Raw genomic sequence first — 12,390 nt, forward strand, 5'->3', positions numbered from 1 at the left:
GCTATTGAAAAAAAATATATATATGGTTCTCAGAACTAGTAAGTAAATTTATGGTTTTTTATAGCTAAAATATAAGCCAATAAAGTTTCAAAAATATTAAGTTCGTTGCATCTGCAACGGACTTTTTTATTTATCTAGAATATAATAATAATTAAGATAAAGAAAACAAGTTAAGACAATAATTACTGGTTGAATTCTTTATAAAAAATGCTTGCTTGTGTTTATATGGGTTTAAAAAGGGTATATTATAAGAATATGCGGAAAATTTAGAAAACAACATTTTACATATAAAACATAATATAGCAATCAACTAGTCAAAAATTTTGGCTAGAAATATAAAAAGAAGAGGAGAATAGTTATGAAGGAATTAAATATGTTTTGTTTTCAATGTCAGGAAACAGCAGGAAATTCAGGATGTACAGTAAAGGGAGTATGTGGAAAGTCTTCAGAAGTTGCTAGAATGCAGGATTTATTGATGTATGCGACAAAGGGACTTTCAGAAGTAACAACTAAGCTAAGAGCAGAGGGTAAGGAAGTTTCTAAGGAAATAAATCATCACATCACTCTAAATTTATTTACAACTATAACAAATGCAAACTTTGACTTTGATGTGTTTGTAAATAGAGTCTATCAAACTTTAGATATAAAAAAGGATTTACTAGAAAAGCTTGACAATAAGGAAAACCTTGGAGAAGCTGTTCTTTGGGATGAGAGAGATTTGGAAAAAATGGATGAAAAATCTAGAAAAGTAGGAGTTCTTGCAACTGAAAATGAAGATGTAAGAAGTCTTAGAGAACTAGTAATATATGGATTAAAGGGATTATCAGCATATTCTAAGCATGCAAATGTATTAGGATTTGACAATGAAGAGGTAGATATATTCTTACAAGAAGCTATGTACAAAACAACTCTTGCATTAAGTGTAGATGAGCTAATAGCTCTTGTACTAGATACTGGTGCAGCAGGTGTTAAGGGAATGGAACTTTTGGACAATGCAAATACTTCAACTTACGGAAATCCTGAAATAACAGAAGTAAATATAGGAGTTAAAAATAATCCTGGAATATTGATATCAGGTCACGACTTATGCGATTTAAAGCAGCTGCTAGAACAAACTAAGGGAACTGGAGTAGATGTATATACTCACTCTGAGATGTTGCCAGCAAATTACTATCCAGAGCTTAAAAAGTATGATAATCTAGTAGGTAATTACGGAAATGCTTGGTGGAAGCAGAAGGAAGAATTTGAAAGTTTTAATGGTCCTATACTTATGACTACAAACTGTATAGTTCCTCCAAAGGATAGTTATAAGGATAAAATATACACTACAGGATCAGCTGGATTCCCTGGATGTAAGCATATAGAAGGATCAACAGGAAGAGAAAAAGACTTTACTGAGATAATTGAACATGCGAAAAAGTGTCAGCCTCCTACTCAAATTGAAGAAGGAAGTATAGTTGGTGGATTTGCTCATAATCAGGTGATATCACTAGCAGACAAGATTGTAGAGGCTGTAAAGGCTGGAGATATTAAGAAGTTCGTTGTAATGGCAGGATGTGATGGTAGACATAAGAGCAGAAATTACTATACTGACTTTGCAAAGGCACTTCCAAACGACACAGTGATACTTACAGCAGGTTGTGCAAAATATAAGTATAATAAATTGAATCTAGGAGATATAGGCGGAATTCCAAGAGTATTGGATGCTGGACAGTGTAATGACTCATATTCTCTAGCAGTAATTGCTATGAAGCTTCAGGAAGTGTTTGGATTAGACGACATAAATGAGCTTCCAATAGTTTACAATATAGCTTGGTATGAACAAAAGGCTGTAATAGTATTGTTAGCTTTACTAGCTTTAGGAGTAAAAAATATTCACCTTGGACCAACTCTTCCAGCATTTTTATCTCCAAATGTAGTAAATGTTTTGGTAGAAAACTTTGGTATAGCGGGAATTGGAACAGTAGAAGATGATATAGAATTATTAATAAAATAACAAGTTGATAAAAATATTTTATTTTAAAATAAAGTAGGCGGCCTTTGGTCGCCTTTCTTTGTTAATAAAATAAAGTAAAAAAAAGAATAGTGAAAAAGTTTTGAAAACATTCGATAAAAGACTATAAAAATATTGTTAATTATTGTATAATAGAAAGAAGTAGAGAAAATGTTTTCACATACAATGTTAATTACAAAAAATAAATACATAGGATATTTATAGAAAAGGGTATTATAATATATAAATTAATTTTTTAAGGTAGAATGACTTCAATAGTAAAGTGTAAGAATATAAAAATTGTGAAGATATTATCGCGTACAAACTGATATAGATAAAAGTGCAGTTTGAAATATTGAGATATAGGGGTGTAGATTATATGATCGAGAAAAATAATAATGAATTTAAAAAAAGTTATAGAAGAATACTTCAACAGGAGCAGTTTGTTCAAGCAGTAGTAAAGGTGGCAAATGAGCAGCTGCCAGATATGAATTTAGGAGAAATACTTGACGAAAAATATGGAAAAATAGAAGACTGTAGCATAGCAATAACTCACGATGGTGATGTAAAGTGGTGGGAAAAGACACTAGGCAAGGTTGAAAATAGATTTGCCTATTCAGTAAAGAGAGTAGTTGGAGAAGATGAGGGCTTGTTAGATCATCTAAAAGAGGAATTATACAAATTAGGGCAAGAAATAAATGTGGAATATGAGAACCGTCCAGTGATATATATGTATTATGTAATTAGAAATCTACTATTAGATGGAGGAGTTACAGAAGAGTTCAATAAGATAATGAGTGAGAGCTTTGATGAGGTAGTTTGGACAAGAAATAGACCAACTACACAGAAGTATTGGACTTACTTAGATGTAGATTTTAATAAGTATTATATTCCTCTAAGAAGAAGTTTTATATATGGTTTATTAGAAAAAACGGATATAAAGTTTAGCACATTAGACGATACAATATTTGTGCTTGCTAGAAGATAGATTTGTAATATTTAATATTGCTACTTAGATTTGAGTTTCTATTAATAAGTTTAGGGGGGATTGATAGTCTTTCAAAGTTTAAAGTAGTAATTTAATCTTATAATACTTCCTAATTATTATAAGATTTTTATTATAGATCATCTAATTTGAAAGAGCTATTGGCATATGCCAATAGCTCTTTTGATTTAAATTGCTATTTAAGTGTAAATACTGGATATTCTCCTGTAGAGTTTACACCCTTGATTTGATTTTTTAATGCTCCAAAGTATAATCTGATCTTAGAAGTAAAGGACAAATCTGAGACATTCATATATATATCAGATTTTGTAACAATATTATCATACTTGTCTGTAACAACTAACTCTCCAATTGGCTTTTTCTTAGCATCTTTTATACTTATTTTTTTATAATTTATTTTTTCCTTAAAGTTTTCATCCACCCTCTTCAAAGTTTTTACATCTTTCTTTGCAAAGACCTTTGCATTCAGTCTATCAGAATCATTTAAGTTTGTAGTAGTAATTTCCTTGTCCTTTTCATAAAGAATTTTAGTCTTATAATATTGATTAATAAAGACAAGTGAATTATAAGCTGAGCTTTGTCTATCTCTTTCTGTACCAGCTCCCATAGTTACACCTAGAAGCCTATTAGAGTCGTCATTTCCATCTCCTTTATCAGTCTTCATAGAATAGGCAAGACAGTAGCCAGCCTTACTTGTAAAGCCAGTTTTCAAGCCATCAACATTTTTGATTAAAGGTAGCAGAGGATTTGTATTTTTCTCATCAATCTGTTTTTTACTATCTACTAATTTTTCTTGATTGGTAATTTCTGTTAGCTCTTTTGGATAGTGAGCATACATCCATTTAGAAAGAGTTAAAACATCTCTAGCTGTAGTAGTGTTTTCTGTAGAACTACCGTCAGCATTTATTTTATATGGTAGGCCATTAGGATTGTAGAAAGTAGTATTTTTCATTCCAATTTCCTTTGCCTTATTATTCATCATCTCATTGAACTTTTCATAGCTTCCTCCAACGTGGCGGGCTATGGCAAGAGCTGCATCATTTGCAGAGACGATCATCATACCATCCATTAGTTTTTTTAATGTTATTTTTTCGCCTTTTTCTAGCTTTATATTTGTACCTTCTCTGTTCACATCACTTTCTTCGATAGTGACTACATCATTTGGGCTAACCTTTTTTTCTTTTATAGCATCAAATGTTAAAAGCAGGGTCATAATCTTTGTCATACTTGCCATAGCTGATTTTTCATCAGGGTTTTTCTCATAGATAACTCTTCCTGTATCAAAATCAGAAATAATAGAAGACTTAGAAAATCCATCACTAAATCTTTGGGAAGCTCCAAATGCCACATTTGGCAAGAGCATAACTATGGAAAGCCCTATAGCAGTTACCTTTTTTATAAATTTAATAATCATCGCAAATAACTCCTTAAATATAATATATTAAAATTTTAAATTAAAATTATCCTAGTAGTTCATATTTTAAGTGCATATTTAATTTTAATTTTTCTCAACGTCCACTCTTATTTTAGCACTTATTTATAAAACTTCAATTTATTTTGCGTTATTGTTATAATTTGTTAATGTTTATAAGTGAAAAATAATCTATTTGTCATAAATATGTATGAAAAAGATATATTATATCAAAAAATAATTTTAAAAACTTTGACATATTTGCAAATTTCATCTAAAATTATTATTAGAATATAAAATTTCTCACTTTGTGTTGGGGAAGATACATTGCTTATAGTATAGATAGGAGAAAGATATGTTTCAAAATAGTACAGATGATTTGATACTTGAAAAACTAGTTGTGTTATACACTTTAAACAATCTAGAAGAAGATGTTACAGATTCACAACTTACACAGATAATATTGGAAACAGATGTAATGAATTATTTTACTCTTATGGTATTGCTACCAAAGATGATAGAGTCAAAATTTATAATGAGATATAATAAAAATGATACAACGCTCTATGCAATAACTCAGAGTGGACTAGAGGTACTTATATACTTCCAAAATAGAATACCAGAGTTTTTTAGGGAAAAGATAGATGAGTATCTTAGAGAAAATAGCGATGAAATATTTTCTTCTGTAATAAAGAGACAGTCTAGCTATTCTGTTCAGGGGGATTCATCGTATGTAGTCACTTTAATTGTTATAAAGGGGCGTAAAAATATTATGACTCTAAATCTAAATGTAGATACAGAGATAGAGGCAAAAGAGTTGTGTAGAAAATGGAATTATTCTTATAAAGATAGATATTCCATGATATTAGATATACTTAACTCTTAAAACTATGTTATACTATATTATAAAATTAGTTGCAATAAATTCTATTATAGTTCTAATTTTTTAAAAATATAAGCTAGCAACTATAAATTAAGATATAAAACTATATTCTTAAATATAGATTAAAAGTGAGCTGATAGAGAAGTATTTATTTACTTTGTGGTATGAACAGGCTTGCTTATACCGCTATTTGCTGTGTTATCCAATAAAAATGTGATGGTCAAATTGACCATCACATTTTTATTTTATATTGAGTTTGATTATAAAAATAATCTTAGATTACTTTATAAAATTTTTGTACTTTTCAAATTCATCATTGTTTAAAACAATGTTAAGTTCTACACCGATATCATTTAAAGTAAAGTCTTCTATTTCAATTACTTTCTTTTCCTTTATTTCATTGAATATATCAAATTTTGAATATGGTATTAAAAGAGTAACTTCTTCTTCGTTTTCAAAAAGAGTTTGCTCAATAACATTTATAAGGTGATCAAAGTTATATCCTGTTTTTGCAGAAACATAGATTTTTCCATCAGTGCTTTCTGGAATATTTTCAATTTTATCTACCTTATTTAGTATACTAATATTTTTCTTTTTTGTAATTCCGATTCTTTGCATAGTGTAGTCCATAATATTTTTTTGAATATCCAAATCATATGAACTGGCATCATATACAGTAAGTATAAGGTCTGCATAGCTTAGTTCTTCAAATGTAGATCTAAATGCAGCTCTCATAATACCTGGTAGGTCGCTGACAAATCCAACAGTATCAACTAGCAAATATTCCTTGCCATTTGGTAGTGTAGATTTTCTTAAAGACATATCAAGGGTAGAAAGCATCTTATCTTTTACAATAACAGCACTTTCTTCTGTATGATCAGGGTCTAGCTCAAGAAGTTTATTCATAATGGAAGACTTGCCTGAATTTGTATAGCCAATGAAAGCCACTAAAGGAAGTTCGTTTCCAACCTTTTTTGATCTTTGTACAAATCTATTTTTAACAGTAATAGCAAGTTCAACTTCTAGTGAATCTAGCTTTTCTCTTATTTTTTCTTCATCTGTAAGCAGTCTTCTGCCATTAGGATTATTTACACAAATTCCATTACCGTACTTATATATTCCCTGAAAACCTTCAAGTCTAGTAAGACGGTATCTCAGCTGTGCCTTTTCTATTTCAAGCTTAGTTTCTCTTCTATTGGATCTAGTTGATAATATATCAAGAAGAAGCATAGTTCTATCAACTATTTTTTTACCAGTTAAATCTTCAAGATTTTTAATCTGCATTCCTGTTAGTTCGTCTATAAATACTAACATATTGACATCTAGATTTTTGATTTCAGTCATTAAGTAATCTAGAGCTTCTTTATCTAAATAATAGTCCTCATCAATCTTTTGGTGAAGTGTAATCTCAGCTTTTACTTCAGCACCTGCTGCTTGAACAAGTTCCTTTAGCTCTATCATAGAGTCCTCAACGCTTGTAGCATGAATTATTTCCCCTTCAGCCACGGCTATTGTTACTGCAATTTCATCAAAGCTATTTACATTTTTATTTGATATTATTAGTCCTTCCATATTAACCTCCTAAATAAACTGTACACCTATACTAAATTTCTTTAATGTATTTTTTATATATATTGTAGTCAACTTCATCAAGAGATACGACCAAATCAATTCCTTGGTCTGTATATTCAAATGTATCGATAGGATATTTATCCTTAATAGCACTAAATATATCTCCCTTATCAAAAGGTATTAATAGGTTGACTTCATAGCTGTCTTCCATAAGAAAGTTTTGAATTTGATTGACTAGCTTGTCCATATTGATTCCTTTTTTTGCGGAAACATATACAAGGTCATCTTGATTCTTTGGATAGACATCTAAGTTTAACTGATCGATTTTATTGTATACTGTAATTGTCTTTTTATCATCTGAATTCAGGTCTTTTAAAACGCTTTCAGTTGTCAGTTTCTGAATATCAGAGCTTTCGTTAGTAGCATCAATAACGTGAATTATTAAATCAGCATATTGAACCTCTTCTAAAGTTGCCTTAAAGGCTTCTATTAAATCGTGAGGTAGTTTACTAACAAAACCAACAGTATCAACTATCAAGAATTCTCTTTTATTTGGAAGTAGGGCCTTTCTTAGAGTTACATCAAGTGTTGCAAAAAGCATATCCTTAACGAAAACTTCCTTCTCATATTCATAGTCAGGATGAGTTTTTATCAGTTCATTTAGCAAAGTAGACTTACCAGCATTTGTATATCCTACCAAGGCTACTATTGGAATCTTATTTTTTTGTCTTTGTGCTCTTTGTACATCTCTATTTTTGGCAACTTCTTTTAATTCTTTTCTTATATTGTTTGCACGGCTTAAAATATGTCTTTTGTCTTTTTCTAGTTTTTGTTCACCTGGACCTCTTGTACCTATACCAGCTCCAGTTTTACTCATTTGCCCTCCCATACCGTACAATCTAGGGAGTCTATATTTCAGTTGAGCAAGCTCTACTTGTAGCTTACCTTCCTTACTTCTAGCTCTTTGCGCAAATATATCTAGAATTAAAGTTGTTCTATCGATTATTTTCTTACCGACAATATTCTCTATGTTTTTTATTTGAGCTCCAGATAGTTCATCGTTAAATACGACCATCGAAGCGTCTAATCCCTCGGCGTAGTTTTTTATTTCATCAATTTTACCACTACCCAGATAGGTAGCAGTATCTACAGATGAACGGTTTTGTACTATTTCACCCACAACTTGAGCACCAGCAGCTCTGACAAGCTCTTTTAATTCATCCATAGATTCCTCTATAGATATTCCTTCAGTGTCTCTGTTTGATGATGTAAGGTTAAGACCTACACAGAGTGCTTTTTCTTGAAGATTCATAAGATCTTCATTATTAATATTCAAATCACTCATTAAATTTTAAAATTTATTCTTATTATCAAGATAAAACCTACACCTATCTTAATATAGAATATCTCCTTTCCTAAATATTCTTTACTTTCTTTATACTATAATTATACCATATTTTTAATATTTTTATTAGCAATTAAATAAACATACTTTGACAAATAATAATCTAAAGTCAGTAAGACAGAAGCTTTTTATAGCCGGATTTGTATGGTATAATAAAATGATAAAAATAACATAATGAAATTGTTTTTAAAGAAAACAGAGCTTTTTTACTAAAAAATATATTTATTATAAAGTGATTATTTAATTTATTAAAAATAGAAACTTTGATATAAGTAATGAAGTTAAAGTTATGGAGTATTTTTTAACAAAGAAATGAAAGGAGTGCTTGTATGAGTGATAATTATAAGTTTTTTAGTCATAAAGAATGTGAGTATTTTCCATGTCACAAAGTAAAAGATACAGAGAGTTTCAATTGTTTGTTTTGCTATTGCCCCTTGTATGCTTTGGGAAATAAATGTGGAGGGAACTTCAGGTACAATGATAGAGGAATAAAAGACTGTACAGGCTGTATCCTTCCGCACAAAAAAGAGAATTATGAATATATTGTCGAAAAATTTGGTGAAATATCCAAAATAGCTAGACAGAATAAAGAATAAAGTGTTAGATTAGACAGTAGAAAAGGAGTGATTGTATTTGGAAGAAAGAAGCAAAAATAGCATTGGACGTGCTGCAATAGCCGCCCTTGGTTTTGTACTTCAAATAGTTTGGATTATGTTTCAGGTATATAAGATACAAGACTACTATCCTATTACTGCAGGTATAACTAAGGCAATAGCAATACTTGTAGTTCTTAGAATATACGGAAGACATACGAAATCAGATATAAAAATCCCTTGGATGGTTTTATTACTGGTATTCCCAGTAGCTGGATTAATTCTTTATATATTATTCCAAGGAGATGCATCTTTATACTTTACCAAAAGGAAATTTAGAAATATAGTTGGTAAAATAGGCAATAACTTAGAATCTGATAATGAACTACTTGATGAAATATCCAAGGAAGATCTGGGTTTGTATGGGCAGAGCTATTATATATCAAAAGTAGGAGGCTATCCTGCTTACAAAGGCTGTCAAATAGAGTATCATAAGGATGCAGATATAGGTATAGAAGCTCAAAAAAGAGAATTGAAAAAAGCAAAAAGTTTTATATTTATGGAGTATCATGCAATAGAAGATTCGGTATCTTTTAGAGATATAGAGGATATACTTGAAGAAAAAGTAAAAGAAGGCGTAGATGTAAGAATATTATATGATGATATAGGTAGTATAGGATTTATAGGTAAAAGCTTTCGTAAGAGACTTGCTGAAAAGGGAATTAAATGCTTAGTGTTTAACCCAATGCTTCCCTTGTTAAATGTTTTTATGAACAATAGAGATCATAGAAAAATAACTGTCATAGATGGTAAAGTTGCATTTACAGGTGGATATAATATAGCTGATAGATACTTTAATATAGGCAGTCCATATGGATATTGGAAAGACACAGGAGTAATGATTAGGGGTAGAGCTACCGACAGCTTTACTGTAATGTTTTTAAAGATGTGGTATGCTATTGAACCTAGCTACATGGAAAAAGAAGATATAAAAGATTATATAAATCTAGCAGATGAAAGCTACTCAGAAAACGGGGGAGTTGTACAACCCTATGGAGAAAATCCTCTAAAAGAAGAGTTGCTAGCAGAAAACGTATATTTAAATATGGCAAAAAATGCTAAAAAATATCTTTATATAATGACACCATACTTGCTAATAGATGATGCTACAAATGATGAATTGGTACTTGCTGCCAAGAGAGGTGTTGATGTTAGGATTATTACACCTGGAATCCCAGACAAGAAGCTAATATACAAGATGACTAGATCATATTACAATGCTTTAGCAAGAGGTGGAGTAAAAATATATGAATATACTCCTGGTTTTATGCATGCAAAGCAGTATGTATGTGATGATAGTGTTGCAGTAGTAGGAACAATAAATATGGATTATAGAAGTTTGTATCTTCATTTTGAAAATGGAGTACTTATGTATAATATGGGAGAAATATTTAAAATTAAGGAAGACTTTGATGAGGTACTTTCTGAAAGTGAGGAAGTAACTAATGATTATCTAAATGACAAAAGAAGTCTAACAAAGAGAGTTATTCAATGTCTACTTAGATTCTTTGCACCACTTTTATAGACTTATAAATTGATAATTTTAAATAGCGAAAATGGTGAAAACTAGAAAAATTTTAAGGGTTAAAAACAAGAGAGATTGAGTTATATTTAGTACTTAATAGCAATAAGCCAAGTATTATACATAGAGAAAAATATGAAGAAAACCATTAAAAACAAAAAAGGCTTTACAAAACGAAAAACAGATAGTATAATAGAACAGTCGTATAAACCCAATATGACAAAATCCTTTAAATGGACAATGTAGTAAAGCAAGGTATGTGTATAAATCAATTGACAGATTGTTTATACGGGTTGTTTGCTTCACACATCCATCTTAAAGCGGACAATGTACAAAATTGTACATCCACAAAATATTTTTAAATTAAAAAGGAGAAAAATTATGTCATCAATTACAAGAGGACCAAAGTTCAAGTTATCTAGAAGACTAGGACTAAACGTATGTGGCCATCCAAAGGCTATGGACAGAGCTGGAAGAGGAACTGCAAGAAGCGATAAGAAGCTTTCACCATACGGACAGCAGTTACTTGAAAAGCAGAGATTAAGAGCTTACTACGGTGTAGGCGAAAAGCAGATGAGAATCTACGTAAGAAAGGCTCAGAAGGCTCAGGGACCTACTGGTACAGCACTTGTTACTACTTTAGAATGTAGACTAGACAACCTAGTATACAGAATGGGACTAGCTAACTCAATAAGACAGGCTAGACAGATGGTAGGACACGGACACATTCATGTAAATGGAAAGAAAGTTAATATACCATCATTTATAGTAAGCGTTGGAGATGAAATATCTCTAAGAGAAAAGTACAGAACTAATGAACTTTTCAAGGCTAACTTTGAAGCAGCAGCTTTAAATGAACATTCTTATATAACTAAGAATCAGGATAACTTCTCAGCTGTATTAACAAGAATGCCTGAAAGAGAAGAAGTGCCAATCGAAATAAATGACGCACTAGTAGTCGAATTCTACTCTAAGTCATCTCTTTAATAAAAACTCTAATTTTAAAATTAGAACTAAAGAAGATTATAAACCACTGCAAATTTTGCAGTGGTTTTTTTATTATTTAATTATACTTTTCTCTAAAAAAGATGATTTTATACTTATAAAGTGATATAATAAGAATAAGAAGTACAAAAATTCAAAAAATTATTTATGGGTTTTGTATATAGCAAGTTTCTTTTAAATAAAAGCTTGCTATGACAATAGTTGTAGGGGGGAAAGATGGTAATAGGATGGGAAAATTTAGATAGCCTTGAAGATTATTTTATTACATATCTCCTTTATAAGAAGTCTCTTACAGTTCCACAAATATCAAGAATCAGAAATAAATCTATTGAGGATATAAATGATGACTTGATAAAAGCAAAATTATCGATAAGAAAGCACAATAGAGTTAGCCAGTCTGAGGAAAAGGATATTATGAAGTTATTTTTATCTTTAGCTAAAGAAGAAAGGCTAGTATTTTTAAATCAGTTGGGAGAAGGGTCTTTGACTGATTTTAAGAGAAAAATCTATAAAGCTATTCTTACTATGGAGAATGTAGATGATTTGATGGTTTTAGTTTGGGCAGCTGGAGAGTTGAAGGATAGTAGGTTTTTGAATATAATATATCCATTAACAGAGAGAGCCCACTCTAATCTGAGAAGAATTTCCTATTCAGCAATAGGTAAGATTGGATCAGAGGATAGCAGTCACATTCTTGAGCTTGGTCTTTCTGATCAAAACCCTCAAGTTAGGCAGTATTGTGCAAAATATCTTGGCAACATCGGTAGTAGGGAAAGTATAAGAATTCTTGAAAATCTTGTTAAGAACAAGGCTGGATTTGAGAAAGAGTATGTTATTAGAGCTTGTGAAGCTTCTATTGAAAAACTCTATTTAAAATTCAGTATCAACAAATAACTCGCGTAGGTGCGCAGAGAAGAGTATTTATGAAAATGGAGGGATT

The 12,390-nt window shown here is 30.6% G+C and carries 10 protein-coding genes; 7 read left to right on the forward strand and 3 right to left on the reverse strand.

Annotation, left to right across the window (positions count from 1 at the left end; all coding sequences use genetic code 11):
- The first annotated feature begins 358 nt into the window (after nucleotides 1-358).
- Nucleotides 359-1,996: a hydroxylamine reductase gene (gene hcp / locus UF10_RS08825; RefSeq protein ID WP_106777431.1), complete on the forward strand. Its 1,638-nt coding sequence runs from the start codon at nucleotides 359-361 to the stop codon at nucleotides 1,994-1,996.
- Between the two features lie 376 nt (nucleotides 1,997-2,372).
- Nucleotides 2,373-2,981, forward strand: coding sequence for a hypothetical protein (locus UF10_RS08830; protein ID WP_106777432.1), 609 nt, complete (start codon nucleotides 2,373-2,375; stop codon nucleotides 2,979-2,981).
- 193 nt (nucleotides 2,982-3,174) lie between these two features.
- Here the strand turns inward: UF10_RS08830 and UF10_RS08835 are convergent, their stop codons facing one another.
- A complete protein-coding gene (locus UF10_RS08835) occupies nucleotides 3,175-4,413 on the reverse strand; it encodes a D-alanyl-D-alanine carboxypeptidase family protein (protein WP_106777433.1) in 1,239 nt (412 codons plus the stop codon).
- Nucleotides 4,414-4,765: 352 nt separating this feature from the next.
- Here UF10_RS08835 and UF10_RS08840 point away from each other — a divergent pair, with 352 nt between their 5' ends.
- Complete coding sequence (locus UF10_RS08840; RefSeq protein WP_106777434.1) at nucleotides 4,766-5,296, forward strand: DUF4364 family protein; 531 nt, start codon at nucleotides 4,766-4,768, stop codon at nucleotides 5,294-5,296.
- Between the two features lie 276 nt (nucleotides 5,297-5,572).
- Here UF10_RS08840 and hflX (UF10_RS08845) read toward each other — a convergent pair whose 3' ends face one another.
- Nucleotides 5,573-6,865: a GTPase HflX gene (gene hflX / locus UF10_RS08845; RefSeq protein ID WP_106777435.1), complete on the reverse strand. Its 1,293-nt coding sequence runs from the start codon at nucleotides 6,863-6,865 to the stop codon at nucleotides 5,573-5,575.
- Between the two features lie 31 nt (nucleotides 6,866-6,896).
- Nucleotides 6,897-8,210: a GTPase HflX gene (gene hflX, locus UF10_RS08850; RefSeq protein WP_106777436.1), complete on the reverse strand. Its 1,314-nt coding sequence runs from the start codon at nucleotides 8,208-8,210 to the stop codon at nucleotides 6,897-6,899.
- A 389-nt stretch (nucleotides 8,211-8,599) separates the two neighbouring features.
- Between hflX (UF10_RS08850) and UF10_RS08855 the strand changes: the two genes are divergently transcribed.
- From UF10_RS08855 to UF10_RS08870, 4 genes are all read left to right on the forward strand, one after another.
- The gene (locus UF10_RS08855) at nucleotides 8,600-8,866 is read left to right on the forward strand and encodes a cysteine-rich small domain-containing protein (protein WP_106777437.1); all 267 of its coding nucleotides are present in this window, start codon (nucleotides 8,600-8,602) and stop codon (nucleotides 8,864-8,866) included.
- 37 nt (nucleotides 8,867-8,903) lie between these two features.
- Entirely contained in the window at nucleotides 8,904-10,448 is a 1,545-nt protein-coding gene (gene cls / locus UF10_RS08860) for a cardiolipin synthase (protein ID WP_242969091.1), read from the forward strand.
- A 378-nt stretch (nucleotides 10,449-10,826) separates the two neighbouring features.
- On the forward strand, nucleotides 10,827-11,432 hold the full coding sequence (gene rpsD / locus UF10_RS08865; protein WP_106777438.1) for a 30S ribosomal protein S4: 606 nt from the start codon (nucleotides 10,827-10,829) through the stop codon (nucleotides 11,430-11,432).
- 234 nt (nucleotides 11,433-11,666) lie between these two features.
- Entirely contained in the window at nucleotides 11,667-12,344 is a 678-nt protein-coding gene (locus UF10_RS08870) for a HEAT repeat domain-containing protein (RefSeq protein WP_106777439.1), read from the forward strand.
- The last annotated feature ends 46 nt before the right edge of the window (nucleotides 12,345-12,390 follow it).

The organism is Peptostreptococcus russellii (assembly GCF_003012055.1).
Classification (GTDB): domain Bacteria; phylum Bacillota; class Clostridia; order Peptostreptococcales; family Peptostreptococcaceae; genus Peptostreptococcus; species Peptostreptococcus russellii.